Annotated in this window: 16 protein-coding genes; 13 read left to right on the top strand and 3 right to left on the bottom strand. The window is 49.5% G+C overall.

The genetic code is table 11. The annotated features are described in order from the left end of the window. The first annotated feature begins 3 nt into the window (after nucleotides 1–3). The 4 genes from ACKRDP_RS05035 to ACKRDP_RS05020 are packed head-to-tail and all read left to right on the top strand — an operon-like array spanning nucleotide 4 to nucleotide 2,219. Nucleotides 4–534: a Uma2 family endonuclease gene (locus tag ACKRDP_RS05035; RefSeq protein WP_409153663.1), complete on the top strand. Its 531-nt coding sequence runs from the start codon at nucleotides 4–6 to the stop codon at nucleotides 532–534. Next, nucleotides 531–1,061, top strand: coding sequence for a Uma2 family endonuclease (locus ACKRDP_RS05030; RefSeq protein WP_409153662.1), 531 nt, complete (start codon nucleotides 531–533; stop codon nucleotides 1,059–1,061). The genes ACKRDP_RS05035 and ACKRDP_RS05030 overlap by 4 nt, the downstream gene beginning before the upstream one ends. Then, a complete protein-coding gene (moaD, locus tag ACKRDP_RS05025) occupies nucleotides 1,058–1,291 on the top strand; it encodes a molybdopterin converting factor subunit 1 (RefSeq protein ID WP_409153661.1) in 234 nt (77 codons plus the stop codon). Before ACKRDP_RS05030 ends, moaD begins: the two co-directional genes overlap by 4 nt. Then, a complete protein-coding gene (locus ACKRDP_RS05020; RefSeq protein ID WP_409153660.1) occupies nucleotides 1,284–2,219 on the top strand; it encodes a glycosyltransferase family 9 protein in 936 nt (311 codons plus the stop codon). The genes moaD and ACKRDP_RS05020 overlap by 8 nt, the downstream gene beginning before the upstream one ends. On the opposite strand, the gene ACKRDP_RS05015 is transcribed toward ACKRDP_RS05020, so the two are convergent. Beyond that, nucleotides 2,208–2,582, bottom strand: coding sequence for a DsrE family protein (locus ACKRDP_RS05015; RefSeq protein WP_409153659.1), 375 nt, complete (start codon nucleotides 2,580–2,582; stop codon nucleotides 2,208–2,210). The genes ACKRDP_RS05020 and ACKRDP_RS05015 overlap by 12 nt on opposite strands. A gap of 127 nt (nucleotides 2,583–2,709) precedes the next feature. Between ACKRDP_RS05015 and ACKRDP_RS05010 the strand changes: the two genes are divergently transcribed. From ACKRDP_RS05010 to prfA, 9 genes are all read left to right on the top strand, one after another. Further along, nucleotides 2,710–4,233, top strand: a complete 1,524-nt coding sequence (locus ACKRDP_RS05010; protein ID WP_409153658.1) for an NAD(P)H-hydrate dehydratase — start codon at nucleotides 2,710–2,712, stop codon at nucleotides 4,231–4,233. A 315-nt stretch (nucleotides 4,234–4,548) separates the two neighbouring features. Next, a complete protein-coding gene (locus ACKRDP_RS05005; protein WP_409153657.1) occupies nucleotides 4,549–5,100 on the top strand; it encodes a murein hydrolase activator EnvC family protein in 552 nt (183 codons plus the stop codon). Nucleotides 5,101–5,108: 8 nt separating this feature from the next. After that, complete coding sequence (gene yajC / locus ACKRDP_RS05000; RefSeq protein WP_409153656.1) at nucleotides 5,109–5,450, top strand: preprotein translocase subunit YajC; 342 nt, start codon at nucleotides 5,109–5,111, stop codon at nucleotides 5,448–5,450. 10 nt (nucleotides 5,451–5,460) lie between these two features. After that, entirely contained in the window at nucleotides 5,461–7,953 is a 2,493-nt protein-coding gene (locus ACKRDP_RS04995) for an AMP-binding protein (RefSeq protein ID WP_409153655.1), read from the top strand. Next, a complete protein-coding gene (locus ACKRDP_RS10090; RefSeq protein WP_489685579.1) occupies nucleotides 7,954–8,262 on the top strand; it encodes a hypothetical protein in 309 nt (102 codons plus the stop codon). Continuing rightward, complete coding sequence (locus tag ACKRDP_RS10085; protein ID WP_489685578.1) at nucleotides 8,225–8,476, top strand: hypothetical protein; 252 nt, start codon at nucleotides 8,225–8,227, stop codon at nucleotides 8,474–8,476. The genes ACKRDP_RS10090 and ACKRDP_RS10085 overlap by 38 nt, the downstream gene beginning before the upstream one ends. A 39-nt stretch (nucleotides 8,477–8,515) precedes the next feature. Continuing rightward, a complete protein-coding gene (alaS, locus tag ACKRDP_RS04985; RefSeq protein ID WP_409153654.1) occupies nucleotides 8,516–11,122 on the top strand; it encodes an alanine--tRNA ligase in 2,607 nt (868 codons plus the stop codon). Then, on the top strand, nucleotides 11,119–11,304 hold the full coding sequence (gene rpmE, locus ACKRDP_RS04980) for a 50S ribosomal protein L31 (protein ID WP_409153653.1): 186 nt from the start codon (nucleotides 11,119–11,121) through the stop codon (nucleotides 11,302–11,304). Before alaS ends, rpmE begins: the two co-directional genes overlap by 4 nt. Then, nucleotides 11,304–12,377, top strand: a complete 1,074-nt coding sequence (prfA, locus tag ACKRDP_RS04975) for a peptide chain release factor 1 (protein WP_409153652.1) — start codon at nucleotides 11,304–11,306, stop codon at nucleotides 12,375–12,377. Before rpmE ends, prfA begins: the two co-directional genes overlap by 1 nt. Here prfA and truB read toward each other — a convergent pair. After that, on the bottom strand, nucleotides 12,361–13,224 hold the full coding sequence (gene truB, locus ACKRDP_RS04970) for a tRNA pseudouridine(55) synthase TruB (protein ID WP_409153651.1): 864 nt from the start codon (nucleotides 13,222–13,224) through the stop codon (nucleotides 12,361–12,363). The genes prfA and truB overlap by 17 nt on opposite strands. Then, the gene (locus tag ACKRDP_RS04965; protein WP_409153650.1) at nucleotides 13,224–14,156 is read right to left on the bottom strand and encodes a sigma-70 family RNA polymerase sigma factor; all 933 of its coding nucleotides are present in this window, start codon (nucleotides 14,154–14,156) and stop codon (nucleotides 13,224–13,226) included. The genes truB and ACKRDP_RS04965 overlap by 1 nt, the downstream gene beginning before the upstream one ends.

The following is a 14,156-nucleotide window of genomic DNA, read 5'->3' as shown; positions in this document are numbered from 1 at the left end:
ATCATGCAGGTGAAGGAAAAATCTTACACTTACGAAGACCTTGTAAAGGGCAGACTTCCAGAGGGGCTCTATGAAATCGTCAAGGGCGAGGTGGTGGAAATGGCACCTACGGGCTTTGAACATGGAGACTATGAGGGCAGGTTTTACTGGCTTTTTAACCTCAAGCTAAAGACAAAGGGCTACTATGCAGTGGGTGATGTGGGGCTTGTGATAAGAAAGAACCCCCTCACCATAAGGGCGGTGGATGTGCTATACATAAGCAAAGAAAGGCTCAAGGAAAAACCCAAAGGTATGCTTGAAGTGCCTCCCGATTTAGTGATAGAGATCCTATCTCCCTCCAACACCTACACGGAGATGGAAGAAAAGGTGCAGGAGCTTCTGGACTTTGGAGTGGACAGGGTTTTGCTGGTAGACCCGAGGCTCAGAAAGGCTTTCCTTCACAAAAAGGGTATTGTGGAGGTTTATTCCTTTGAGGAAGAGTTTGAGCTCCTTCCAGAGCTGAAAATAAAACTCTCCGAGGTGCTGGAAGAATGAAGACGGCAGAGAGGCTCTACACCTATCAGGACCTGGTCCAGGGAAACCTCCCGGATGGTCTTTACGAAATCGTCAAGGGTGAGGTGGTGGAAATGGCACCTACAGGTGGATGGCATGGTGAGTATGAAGCGAGCATGGTATATTATCTCAAGCAAAAAGCTAAGAGAAAAGCTCATGTAGTCTGCGGTGAAGTGGGATTAGTCCTGAAAAGAGAGCCTCTTACTTTGCGAGGTGTGGACATAGCCTACATAAGCAGGGACAGGCTAAGAGAATTGCCAGAGGGTGTTCTTGAAACTCCACCTGAGCTCGTGATAGAGATCCTATCTCCCTCCAACACCTACACGGAGATGGAGGAAAAAGTGCAGGAGCTTCTGGACTTTGGAGTGGACAGAGTTTTGCTTGTGGACCCAAGGCTCAAAAAGGCTTTTCTTCACAAAAAGGGCATTGTGGAGGTCTACTCCTTTGATGAAGAGTTTGAGCTCCTTCCAGAGCTGAAAATAAAACTCTCCGAGGTGCTGGAAGAATGAAACTTCTTTACTTTGCTATAGTGAGGGAGAGGCTCAAAAGGTCTGAGGAGGATATTGACTTCACGGGAACGGTGGCGGAGCTCAGAAAAGTGCTGATTGAGAAATACCCGGAGCTTGAACCCATCCTCCAGAGGGTAAAGTTTGCGGTCAACGAGGAATATGTGGAGGATGAATACATGCTGAGGGGAGAAGAGAGGGTAGCCATAATACCTCCGGTCAGCGGTGGATAAAAAGGCTCTTGTTGTCAGGCTTTCTTCCTTGGGCGATGTGGTGCTTGCATCCTGCGTAATAGACCCGCTTCTGGAACTTGGCTATAAACCTTACCTGCTCACCTTTAGACCATACGGGGATATCTTTGCAGAAGACCCAAGGCTTGAAGTTATTCAGGTAAGTAGAGAAGCCCTTTTCAGCAAGGAGCTGCTCCACAAACTCAGAGGCTTTGACCTGTATGTGGACCTTCACAGAAACCTGAGGACTTTCCTTCTCAGGCTCAGGCTGGGCGGAAGATGGGAGGTTTACCGCAAGGAGTCCATAAGGAGAAGGCTGGCAGTCTACTCTGGATTTTTCAGGAAACCTTACAGCGTAGTAAAGGCTTACGCGGAGGCTATCGGGGCAAAGGATGCAAAACCCAGGATTGTCCTTTCTGAAGAGAGGCTCAGAAGCTGGGAGAGTAAACTGGGTAAGGACTATGTGTGCATAGGTCCGGGTGCAAGATACGAAAAGAAAAGGTATCCTTACTTCAGGGAGCTTGCCGGTCTTTTCCTGAAGGCAGGCTACAGGGTGGTGTTAGTGGGTGATGCAAGGGACAGAAGGCTGACAGAGGGCTGGGAGGGTATAAATCTGTGCGGTGAGCTTTCTCTGCTGGATGTTTCTGCGGTAATAAAGAAGGCATCGGTCTTTATAGGCAACGACTCAGGGCTTTTACACATAGCAAGGGCCGTGGGCACACCTGCGGTGCAGGTATACGGAGGGACACACCCTACCCTTGGCTTTGCGGTCAGTGAGGGAGAGGGGACATACCTTCTGAAGGGTCTATACTGCCAGCCCTGCGACCTTCACGGAAAGGGAGGATGCAGGCTCGGGGATTATCCCTACCCCTGCCTGCGTATAGACCCACATCTTGTTTTTGAAACTGCCCTCAGGCTATTACCAGGTTAGAACTCTGCCTGCCATTCCTAGGGTTGGGAGTGCCTGAGTGGGAGTCAGCACCGGGAAGTTGTAGGCAAGGTCCTCTTCCTTCATGCCGTTGAGGTCAAGGGATTGCTTGCAGGCAACCATCTGCACTCCGTTGTCAAGTGCCAGCTTGATAAAGTAAGAGAGTGGCTGTCCACCCTCCATTGGGTAGATACTGTCCGCCATGCCCTTCTTGAGAAGCTCTGTGGCAGGACCGGTAAAGTAGACCACCACATTCATGTCCTCGGCGGCGGCTGTGGAGGCAAGGAAAAAGGCAGAGGGAAGCCTTTTTGCATTCTCCTTACCCGTGAGCAGGATTATCACAAGGTCTGGTGCCTTCTGCTCCATGACTGAACCTCCTTTTAAGCTTATTCTTATAGCATTATAAACCTTCAGAAGAGCCAAGTTTATAAGTTTTTATTATGGGGGGTTAAGGATAACACGGGAGGGTGAGAATTTATTTAAAATTCTCATCATGAAACTACTAAAAGCCAGGGAGATGCAGGACATGGACACAAAAGCCATACAGGAGCTGGGGATTCCCTCCCTTCTTCTTATGGAAAAGGCAGGACTCTCGGTTGTGGAGGTCATAAGAAGGGAATTTCCGCAGGCGAGGAGAGTGCTGGTGGTGGCAGGAAAGGGAAACAACGGAGGCGACGGGCTTGTGGTGGCAAGACATCTGCACATGCTTGGCTACAGGGTTGGCTACTTTCTGGCACTGGGTGAAGAACTCAGAGGCGATGCACAGCTTCAGCTCAAGATACTCAGAAACCTCGGGCTTGAGCCTATGAAAGGGCTGGACTTTGAGGACTTTGACCTGCTGGTGGATGCCCTCTTTGGCACGGGCTTTGAGCCACCGGTAAAGGGTCAGGCGGTGGAGGTCATAAGGGCCATAGACCAGAGCGGGCTTCCTGTAATCTCGGTAGATATTCCTTCTGGTCTATCTGCGGACAGCGGAAGGGAGTTTGAGCCTTCAGTAAAGGCTCGGGTGACAGTTACCTTCCAGTTTCCCAAGCTATGCCATCTTCTGCACCCAGCCAGCAAAAGGTGTGGGAAACTCTACGTGGCAAACATAGGTATACCCCACCGGCTTGCAGAAGGAATAAACAGGGAGGTCCTCACAGAAGCGGAGCTTCCAGAGAGAGAGCCTGACGTGCACAAGGGCAGGATGGGTCATGTGCTTTTAATGGGTGGGAGCGTGGGAAAGACGGGTGCGGTCATCATGTCCGCAAAGTCCGCCACTTCGGCGGGTGCTGGGCTCGTAAGTGTGGGAGTGCCAGAGGGTCTGAACCATATCCTTGAGATAGCTCTCACAGAGGAGATGAGCCTCCCACTCAGGGGAGAACGAAGGCTCTCAAAGGAGTGCCTTCCTCAGGTGCTGGAATTGCAGGAAAAGTGCTCTGCCGTAGGCGTGGGGATGGGAATGGACCGATACGAAGAGGGGAGACACATAATAAAGGGACTCATTGAAGGTATAGAAAAGCCATTGCTCATAGATGCGGACGGGCTCAACAACCTTGCGGACCTTGGGGTAGAGGTTCTCAGAGAACGGAAGGGCATTACTGTGCTTACACCTCATGTGGGAGAGTTTGAGAGGCTCTCAGGTCTTGAAAAGAGCTACATTGTGGAAAACCTTGTGGATGTGGCTGTGGACTTTTCGGTGCGGTATGGCTGTTATGTGGTTCTCAAGTCCTCAAGGACTGCCATAGCAACGCCGGAAGGGAAAGTATACCTCTCTGTGAGGGGCACACCCGCCATGGCAAAGGGGGGAGTGGGAGACGTGCTTGCGGGCATACTGACCGCCCTTATAGGAAGGGGCATGCCTGTGGAGTGGGCTCTAAAGCTTGGAGTTTTCCTTCACGGGCTTGCGGGGGAGCTGGCAGAGAAGAGAAAGCACAGAGAAACTTTAAAAGCCCTTGATCTCGTGGAGAGCTTACCGTCCGCTTTCAGGCTCATAGAAAGCAGAGCCTACAGTCAGGCTTTTGAGTATCTGCTGTAGCGTCAGAAATTCACAGAGTCAGGAGTTTAAATCTTAAGAATGGCAGTGGAGAGCATCTTAAGGAATAGAGGAGAGCGGACATGAAAATGAACATTCCTGAAAAGACACAGCAAACAGACATGAGGAAAAAGATTAAGAGAAATAAGCAGACAAATTTTTGGCAACAGGCAACCGCCGGTTGTTATAGCGGGGCACCTTTGCGACTTTAACTATCCAGTGGTTTGTACTGAGGGAGGCGTTGCCTGCGTATAAACTTATGCACGCCTTCAAGGGAGAGAGAAGAGGGGAGCAGGGTAGGTCTTATAATCATACCTAATGAGACTTCTTGCCCTTCTTCTACTTTTTCTCAGCGGCTGTGGTATAGTCCACATAGAGGTCAGAGACCGCACGCCTCAGAAGACAGTCAGTAAAAGGATGGAGGGTAAAAGCTCATCGCAGAAGACCACAGAGCCCATTCAGAAAGCAGAAACACAGCCAAGAGGGGACATGCCACAGAAAAGGGAAGAGCCGCCAAAGCTTGCAGAAGTCCTGAGGGTTCAGGCACCGGTGAAGGGCAGAGCGATACGCACACAGAGGGGATACTTTATAGCCACATCCTGCGGTGAGTTCTTCAGGTCTGTGGGAGATGGCAGGGTGCTGTATGCAGGGGATGATATAAAAAACTACTCCTGGGTTGTTATGGTGGATGGTGGTGATGGGCTTGTTTACGTATACGGATATGCAGAGAGCCTGCTTGTGAAAAGGGGTGAGAATGTAAAAAGGGGTCAACCTCTTGGCAGGGTAGGAAAGGCTTCTGATGATTGTGGGCTTCTTTTTGAGGTGAGAGACGCAGAAGGGAAACCAATCAACTTTGAGCTTGTGCTATAATAAGAGCCATGATAGATATAGCCTTTGCCCAGCAACCGGGACATGGTGGAAGCCCTGTGGGAGCTCTTCTCTTTCAGCTACTCTTCTTTATTGCCCTTTTTGCTCTCTTTTACTTTCTCCTCATAAGGCCACAGAGCAAGGCAAGGAAGAGGCATCAGGAGTTTCTCGCAAACCTCAAGAAGGGAGACAGGGTTGTAACCACGGGAGGAGTGTGGGGCACTGTGGTGGAGATAGGGGATGATACGGTAACGCTTAAGGTGGATGCCAACACGAGGATAACCTTTACAAAAGAGGCCATATCCCACTATCAGCCAGGCTTCAAGAAAGAAGACAGGGAAAAGGAAGAATAAATTTTTCCCTATGAAGCTGTTGCCGGAGGAGGGGGTTGTTCTCCCTGAACTACATGACCACAGAAAAACTGCCCTTGTGAAGGGTGGGCAGAGTATAAGTTACAGAGAACTTATAGAAAACATATCCAGCTTTGCAACCCTTGTGGACATACTGCCCGGTGAGAGGGTGGTCATATGCTCTGAAAATAGGCCTGAGTGGGTCTATGCCCTCTATGGAACATGGCAGAGGGGTGGAATAGCAGTTCCCGTGGACTTCATGTCCAGCCCGGAGGAGATTCTCTACATATTGAGGGAAACAGAGCCAGCAGTTGTTTTCTGTTCAGAGCAAACAGAAAAGGCTGTCAAAGAAGCTCTTGAAAAGTCTGTAGCCGGTGCAACCCTTTACAACTTTGACAGTCTTATAATTCCCAGGCCCCATGACAGGTCTATGAGTAGGGAGCTCAGGGAAACCGCCCTCATACTTTACACCTCTGGCACAACAGGACAGCCCAAGGGCGTCATGCTTAGCTTTAAGAACCTGCTTTCCAACATAAGGGCAATTGAAAAAGTAGGCGTTGCAGGAAGGGAGGATAAAACTCTTGCCCTTCTTCCTTTTCATCACTCCTACCCCCTTATGGTCACCCTCCTTGTGCCTCTCTATCTGGGTGCCACGGTGGTCTTTCTGGAAAGGCTGAGTTCTGAAGAGCTCCTGAGGGTAATGAGAGAGCATCGTATAACCATTCTTGTTGGTGTGCCAAGACTCTACCAGCTTCTGCATCAGAGAATAATGGAAGGCGTGAGAGCAAATCCCTTAGCCAGGCTACTCTTCATGCTCTCGCCCTACATGAACAAGAAACTCAGAAGATTCATCTTTGGTAGAGTTCACAATGCCTTCGGCGGAAGAATAAGATATCTGGTAAGTGGAGGTGCAAAGCTTCAACTCGATGTTGCCCTTGACCTTGACAGGCTTGGCTTTACAATTCTTGAGGGTTATGGGCTTACAGAAACCTCACCCATAGTGTCTTTTAACCCACCAGACAGACCAAAGCTGGGTTCTGTGGGACTGCCCATAGAGGAGGTCTACGTGAAAATTGACGAAGAGGGTGAGGTGCTGGTGCGTGGTGTCAATGTGATGCAGGGCTACTACAAAAAGCCAGAGGAGACACAGAAGGCTTTTAAAGATGGCTGGCTTTTGACGGGAGACCTGGGATATCTTGACGAAGAGGGCTATCTTTACATAACGGGCAGGAAGAAGGAAATCCTTGTGCTCTCAGGTGGGAAGAAGGTAAACCCTGAAGAGCTTGAAAGCCTGATACTTACGGAAGGCAGGGGCGTAAAGGAGGTGGCAGTGCTTGAGGTGGATGGAGCTGTGAAAGCCCTCCTTCTGCCAGATTTTGAAAGCCTGAAGAAACAGGGCATCGTTAACATAGAGGAGTTTGTAAGATGGCAGGTAATAGACAGGGTAAATCAGAGGCTTCCAGAATGGAAAAGGATAACAGGCTTCAGGGTCATAAAGGAAGAACTCCCGAAGACAAGGTTAGGAAAAATAAGAAGGTTTCTGCTTCCCCAGATATACCAGTCTGCAGAGGTCTACGGAGAAAAGAGAGAAGAAGAGGCTATTATGAGCACTCAGGAGGGCCAGACCATAAGAGCCTTTCTCCAGAGGCTTACACAGAGGGAAGTGAAAGGCTACCATCACCTTGAACTTGACCTGGGCCTTGATTCCCTTGGAAAGTTGGAGTTTCTGAGCTTTCTTGAGACCGCCTTTGGAGTGGCTCTTACGGAGGAGGACCTTGCAAGCAATCCCACGGTGCAGGACATGGCAAGGCTCGTGCTGGAGAGAAAGGAGAAGTTTGAAAGCACACAGCTCCAGTGGAGGGAGATACTCCTGGGGGGAGTGCCTTACTCTCCAGAAGAGCATAATCTTGCCTTCGGCGCTGGAAGGCTAATCTTGAGGCTCTTTTTCAGCCTTTACAACCGTCTGCAGGTAGAAGGTCTGGAAAACCTTCCTGAGCCACCCTTTATACTCGCCCCCAACCATGCCAGCTATTTAGATGGCTTTGTATTAGCCAGCGCCTTGCCCTCCAGAATAGCACTGAAAACCTACTTTCTGGGTGCAGAGGAATACTTCAGAAATCCCCTCACATCCCTCTTTGGCAGACTTGCCCATGTGATAACGGTAAATCTGGACAGAAAGCTAAAAGAATCTCTCCAGAAAACCGCATGGGTTCTCAGACTGGGCAGAGTGGTTGTCATATTCCCTGAGGGCGCAAGAACAAGAGACGGAAATCTTCTCCCCTTCAGAAAGGGCTTTGCCATACTCAGCAAAGAGCTCGGTGTGCCCGTTTTGCCAGTGGCTCTGATAGGAACATACGAGTCCATGTCCATATACAACCGCTTCCCCAGACCCAGAAAGATAAGGGTGGTCTTTGGAAAGCCCGTAAGCCCTGAAGGTAAGAGCTATGAGGAGATAGTTACTGAGACGAGGAACACCATTGAATATAATCTAAGGAGAGGGTTGTAGATGCACCAAGAAGTGCAAATTCCCGTAGATGGGGAATTTATAAGGGGAGATTTGAGCGTACCACCGGGTTCTGCGGCAATAGTAATCTTCGTTCACGGCAGTGGAAGCAGCAGATTCAGCCCAAGAAACAGGTTTGTGGCAGGTTATCTCAACAGAAACGGCCTCGCTACCCTTCTCTTTGACCTTCTTACAGAAAGGGAAGAAAGAGTGGACCTCAGGACTGCCCAATACAGGTTTAACATATGCCAGAAGAAAAAAAGAGGTTTACGCCGTGGTTTCAAGAGGAGGCAGGCCAGACCTTGCTTTTGAATACCTTCCTCAAGTAAGCTCTCCCGTCTTGCTAATAGTTGGGGGCCTAGACTACCCTGTTATAGAGCTAAACAGGCGTGCCTACGAACTTCTTACATGTGAGAAGAGGCTTGAGATAGTTGAGGGGGCCAGTCATCTTTTTGAAGAGGAGGGGAAGCTTGAGGAGGTTGCGAGGCTTGCCACAGAATGGTTTCTCATGTGGCTGAGCAAATGAAGGCTTTTAAAATTTACTCCCTGCTATAATTTTATTCTCATGTCTGGTCATGAAATTCGGGAGCTTTTTCTGAGTTTTTTTGAGAAAAGGGGTCATACAAGGGTAAAGTCTGCAAGTCTTGTGCCTGAAAAGGACCCGACCCTGCTCTTTGTGAATGCAGGTATGGTACCCTTCAAGGATGTGTTTCTTGGCGTTGAAAAAAGACCATACACGAGGGCGGTTTCCTGTCAGAAGTGTCTTAGAGTCTCTGGTAAGCACAACGACCTTGAGAGTGTTGGCTTTACCTCGAGGCATCACACCTTTTTTGAGATGCTTGGAAACTTCTCCTTTGGGGACTACTTCAAAAAAGAAGCCATAGAGTATGCCTGGGAGTTTGTCACCCAGCATCTTGGAATACCACAGGAGAAGATATATGTGAGCGTATTCAGGGAGGATGAAGAGGCCTTCGGCATATGGAGAGACCATATAGGGCTGTCTGAAGAACGCATATGGAGGATGGGCGAAGAAGACAACTTCTGGCAGATGGGGGACACAGGCCCCTGCGGCCCATCTTCTGAAATATACGTGGACAGAGGTCCTGATTATGAACCTGAAAGGTATCTTGAGATATGGAACCTGGTCTTTATGCAGTATTACAGAGACGAAAGAGGTAAACTCACACCACTACCAAAACCCAACATAGATACGGGTATGGGTCTTGAGAGGGTGGCTAGCATCCTTCAGGGCACAAGGACAAACTTTGAAATAGACCTTATCCGGCCTCTCATAGGCTTTGGGGAGGAGCTGTCTGGAAGGTCTTACGGCGGAGATTTTGAAACAGATGGTGCTCTCAGAGTAATAGCAGACCACCTGAGGGCTCTTACCTTTGCCATCGGGGACGGCGTTCTTCCCTCCAGTGCAGGAAGAGGCTATGTGATAAGGAGAATACTCAGGCGTGCCATGAGATACGGCTACAAGCTTGGCATCCTTGAGCCTTTTCTTTACAGGGGGGTTGACCTGGTGGTGGACATCATGAAAGAGCCCTATCCTGAGCTCCTTCAGGTAAAGTCCTTTGTAAAGTCCGTCATAAGGGCCGAGGAGGAGAGGTTTGTAAACACTCTTAGGAAGGGCATGCCCTATGCGGAGGAAATCCTCCAGAAGGCAGAGGAAGGTGTGGTGCCCGGAAACCTTCTCTTCAACCTCTATGATACTTATGGCTTCCCCATTGACCTTTTTGAAGATATGGCAAGGGAAAAGGGTCTTAGGCTTGATATGGAAAGCTTCCAGAGGGAAATGGAGGAGCAGAGAGAGAGGGCAAGGAAACACTTCAGGATAGAGGTAAAGGGGGCAGAACCTGTTTATCAACATCTGAAGGAACTGGGGAAAATCTCACGCTTTCTGGGATATGAAGAAAGGAGCCTTCAAACGGAAGTTTTAGCCATCGTAAAGGGGGGTGAGCTTGTCTCTGAGCTTAGAGAGGGTGAAAAGGGTGAGGTGTTTCTCAAGGAAACACCCTTCTATGCAGAAAGAGGCGGTCAGATAGGTGACAGGGGCGTGATAGAGTCTACAGAGGGTATGTTTTTCGTGGAGGATACACAGTCTCCTGTGGATGGAGTGATAGCCCACAGAGGCTATGTGTCAAAGGGTTCCATAAGGGTAGGGGACAGGGTCTTTGCCCACATAGAAGAGGAAAGAAGGGAGGATATAAAGAGGAACCACACTGCCACGCACCTTCTCCATGCAGCTCTGAGAGAGGTTCTGGGTGAGCATGTGCGTCAGGCGGGGTCCCTTGTGGCAGACCAGTATCTGCGTTTTGACTTTACACACTTTCAGGCTCTCACGGAAGAAGAGCTCAAAAAGGTGGAAGAGCTTGTAAACCTGCAGGTTATGAAAAACCAGCCCGTGCTGGTGGAGGAGATGGACTATCAGTCTGCCATAAGAAGCGGAGCCATCGCCATCTTTGAGGAGAAGTATGGTGAGAGGGTAAGAGTCCTTAGCGTTGGAGACTTTTCCAGAGAATTGTGCGGTGGAACGCATGTGAGCAGAACAGGGGACATAGGCTACTTCAGGATAGTATCTGAGTCTTCTGTGGGTGCAGGAATCAGGCGTATAGTGGCAAAGACAGGCAGATGGGCTGTTGAGCATGCCTTTGAAGAGAGGAGAAGGCTTATGGAGCTTTCACGCCTGCTCGGTGTCTCTGCAGAGGATACCACTGTGGCTGTCCAGAGGCTTATGGAGGAGATAAGGGAGAAGGAAAGGGAGATAAACAGGTTAAGGGAAAAGCTTCTTGCCGGTGATGGTCTTTCTGGGGTCAGGAGGGAGAACCTTGGTGAGGTGGAGCTTCATGTGGGCGTGCTTGAGGACATAGAGCCAAAGGAGATGCTTGCCCTTGCAGACAGGATAAGGAACAGCACACATAATGCGGTGGTTTTCCTGCTGAGTAAGAGGGGGGAGAAGGTCTCCTGTCTGATAGCACTTTCAAGAGAGCTGACGGACAGACTTTCAGCAAAAGAACTTATTAAAGTGGTCTCTGAGCATCTGGGCGGTGGGGGAGGAGGAAGAGATGACCTTGTTCAGGGTGGGGTAAACAGTCTTGACGGGTTGCAATCTGCTGTAGAAAGTCTAAAATCTGTTATAATAGAGCGTTTTATGGAGGTAAGAGGATGAAGAAGGGTATACATCCAGAGCTCAAACCCACGCATTTTGTCTGTGGCTGTGGAAACAGCTTTACCCTGCTCTCCACAAAGGGGGGAACGGTTTACCTTGAGACCTGCAATGCATGTCACCCCTTCTACACGGGCAAACTGAGGGTAAAACCAGCCTTCCTGGAGCTGACCGGTAAGGGATAATGCTCAGCCCTGAGCTTGAAGAGAGGCTAAAAGCTATAGAACAGAGGTATTTAGAGCTGCAGTATCAGCTCAGCAGTCCAGAGGTGGTCTCAGACAGAGAAAAGCTCACAAGGCTTGGAAAAGAGCTCAAGGACCTTGAAGAGGTCTACACTGCATACAGGAATTACAAAAAGCTACTCTCAGACCTTGAGCAGGCGAGGGAGCTATTGAAGAGCGAGGATCTGAGGGAGCTTGCAAGGGAAGAGGTTGAGAGGCTCACAGAGGAGCTGGAAAAGGTGGAAAAGAACATAAGGATACTTCTCCTTCCAAAGGACCCGAGAGATAGCAGGAACGTGATATTAGAGATAAGGGCTGGAGTTGGTGGTGAGGAGGCAGCCCTCTTTGTGGCAGACCTTCTGAACATGTATCAGAAGTATGCGGAGGAAAAGGGCTGGAAGTTCAGCATACTCTCCACCAACAGGACAGGTCTTGGTGGCTACAAGGAGGTGGTTGCCCTGATAGAGGGTGAAGGTGCCTACTCAAGGCTCAAGTTTGAAAGCGGGGTTCACAGGGTTCAGAGGGTGCCCGTCACAGAAGCGGGTGGAAGAATACACACATCCACTGCCACCGTGGCAGTCCTCCCGGAAACAGATGAAACGGAAGTTCAGATAGACCCGAAAGACTTGAGGATTGAAACCTTCAGGGCAAGTGGTGCTGGCGGTCAGTATGTGAACACCACCGAGAGTGCAGTAAGGGTTACTCACCTTCCTACCGGTATCACCGTCTCCTGCCAGGATGAGAGGTCCCAGTTTCAGAACAGGCAGAAGGCACTTAAAATCTTGTATGCAAGGCTCAGGGACTTTTACGAAAGGCAGAAGGAGGAAGAACTTGCAAAGGAAAGAAGACAGCAGGTAGGCATGGGGGAAAGGAGCGAAAAGATCAGGACTTACAACTTTCCACAGAACAGGGTTACGGACCACAGGATAAACCTTACCCTCTACAGGCTGGGGGATGTGCTCCAGGGAAAGCTTGATGAACTTATAGAGGCTCTTATGGAGCATGACATAGAGGAGAAACTCAGGGCGATTGCATGAGTCTGTAAGGCCTTAAGGTGTTTTTCTCAATCAGACCCACACCAAGAAAGCTGCTGTCCTCGTAAAGTCTGACAAAGGTTCTTTCAAGGCTTTCCCTGAGCCTTACGGCAGAACCGTGCCTTATCCTTCTTGCCAGCTCACCACTAAGGTTAACCCTGGGCATAAAAGCGAGGGCTTCCCCCACTGGGATTAACAGCCCGGCTATATCCTCTAGAAGGAGAAGCCTCTGATAGACTACTGCCATATCCACGCTGAAGCTTCCAGCTTTTAATCTTCTGAGCTCAAGCACATGAGCTCCGCAGGAAAGCTCCCTTCCTATGTCATGAACGAGGCTTCTTATGTATGTGCCGGAGGATACTTCAAAGAGGAACTCAACTAAGGGTAACTGGCATCTGAGAAGCTCAGCCTTGTATACGAGAACCTCCACAGGTTTCATCTCCACACTCACTCCCTTCCTTGCAAGCTCATAGGCTCGCTTCCCTCCAAGACGCTTTGCCGAGTAAGGTGGAGGCTTCTGGAGCAGGCTTCCAGTGAATTTTTCCAGAATTTTCTCAATATCATTACAGGATACTTCTACAGGTCTTGTCTCAATGACCTCACCCTCAGCATCGTAGGTGTTGGTAACCTCCCCGAGCTTTGCGGTGGTTATGTAGGTTTTGTCAAGTCCGATAAAAAACTGAGAGAACTTGGTAGCTTCCCCCACAAGCACCAGGAGAAGTCCTGTGGCTATCGGGTCAAGGGTGCCTGCATGTCCGGCCTTGACTTTAAAGCGCTTCTTAATTGATTCAACCACATCCATAGAGGTAATTCCTCTTGGCTTGTCTACAAGAAGAAGACCTGAGAGCATCAGCTGAGAAAATCCTTGAGATGTCTCTTCATTGCCATGTTTCTCAGCTTTCTGAGTGCCCTTGTTTCAAGCTGACGCACCCTCTCCCTTGAAATCTGCAGTATATCCCCAATCTCCCTCAGAGTCCTTGGCTCCTCACCCCTAAGACCAAAGCGTAGCTCTATGACTCTCCTTTCCTTTTCAGGGAGCCTGTCCAGAAGGTCATCTATTTCCTTCTCCAGCACCTCACTTATTATCCTCTCCTCCACATCTGCAGTGCCATGCTGGCTCAGAAAGTCTACAAAGAAGGTGTCCTCGTTCTCCCCCACTGGCGCATCCAAGGACAGGGGGACCCTGCATAGCTGAAGACATTTGTCCACATCTTCTGGGCTTATCCTGTAACCTTCTTTCTTAATTCTTTTTTCTATCTCATCCTCAGTAGGTTCACGACCAAGCTCCTTCTCAAGCTCCTTCTGAAGCACTTCCTTTGTGTATTCGTGGGCGATTTCTTCAGATGTGGGCTCTCTCTCAAGCTCTCTGTATAGCCTGCTGTATATACTGCTTATGCGATTTATCAAATGGGACTGCTTTATGGGTATTCTCACTGCACCGGTCTGCTGAGAGAGCGCCTGCATTATTGCCTGCCTTATCCACCATACGGCGTAGGATATGAACTTTACACCCCTGTCGGGGTCAAACCTCTTTGCAGCTTCAAGCAGACCATGGTTGCCCGCAGCTATGAGCTCAGAGAGTGGTAGTCCATAACCCAGATACTGCTTTGCTATGCTTATAACAAATCTGAGGTTGGATTCCACGAGCCTTCTGAAAGCCTGCTGGTCTCCCTCCTTTGCCCTCTTTGCCACCTCCTTTTCCTCCTCAGGCGTGAGAAGAGGTATTTTGGAGACCTTTTTGAGATACTGGTTTATTATCTCCTGCTCAGTATCGGGTATCAT

The sequence above is a fragment of the Pampinifervens navoyensis genome, from assembly GCF_046159715.1.
In the GTDB taxonomy this organism is placed as follows: domain Bacteria; phylum Aquificota; class Aquificia; order Aquificales; family Aquificaceae; genus Pampinifervens.
This window is presented reverse-complemented; position numbering and strand designations above follow the sequence as displayed.

Excerpts from the sequence above, each read along its gene's own strand:
- ACKRDP_RS05035 (WP_409153663.1), top strand. The coding sequence starts at position 4 with ATGCAGGTGAAGGAAAAATCTTACACTTACGAAGACCTTGTAAAGGGC.
- ACKRDP_RS05030 (WP_409153662.1), top strand. The coding sequence starts at position 531 with ATGAAGACGGCAGAGAGGCTCTACACCTATCAGGACCTGGTCCAGGGA.
- moaD (WP_409153661.1), top strand. The coding sequence starts at position 1,058 with ATGAAACTTCTTTACTTTGCTATAGTGAGGGAGAGGCTCAAAAGGTCT.
- ACKRDP_RS05015 (WP_409153659.1), bottom strand. The coding sequence starts at position 2,582 with ATGGAGCAGAAGGCACCAGACCTTGTGATAATCCTGCTCACGGGTAAG.
- ACKRDP_RS05010 (WP_409153658.1), top strand. The coding sequence starts at position 2,710 with ATGAAACTACTAAAAGCCAGGGAGATGCAGGACATGGACACAAAAGCC.
- ACKRDP_RS05005 (WP_409153657.1), top strand. The coding sequence starts at position 4,549 with ATGAGACTTCTTGCCCTTCTTCTACTTTTTCTCAGCGGCTGTGGTATA.
- yajC (WP_409153656.1), top strand. The coding sequence starts at position 5,109 with ATGATAGATATAGCCTTTGCCCAGCAACCGGGACATGGTGGAAGCCCT.
- ACKRDP_RS04995 (WP_409153655.1), top strand. The coding sequence starts at position 5,461 with ATGAAGCTGTTGCCGGAGGAGGGGGTTGTTCTCCCTGAACTACATGAC.
- ACKRDP_RS10090 (WP_489685579.1), top strand. The coding sequence starts at position 7,954 with ATGCACCAAGAAGTGCAAATTCCCGTAGATGGGGAATTTATAAGGGGA.
- alaS (WP_409153654.1), top strand. The coding sequence starts at position 8,516 with ATGTCTGGTCATGAAATTCGGGAGCTTTTTCTGAGTTTTTTTGAGAAA.
- rpmE (WP_409153653.1), top strand. The coding sequence starts at position 11,119 with ATGAAGAAGGGTATACATCCAGAGCTCAAACCCACGCATTTTGTCTGT.
- prfA (WP_409153652.1), top strand. The coding sequence starts at position 11,304 with ATGCTCAGCCCTGAGCTTGAAGAGAGGCTAAAAGCTATAGAACAGAGG.
- truB (WP_409153651.1), bottom strand. The coding sequence starts at position 13,224 with ATGCTCTCAGGTCTTCTTCTTGTAGACAAGCCAAGAGGAATTACCTCT.
- ACKRDP_RS04965 (WP_409153650.1), bottom strand. The coding sequence starts at position 14,156 with ATGATACCCGATACTGAGCAGGAGATAATAAACCAGTATCTCAAAAAG.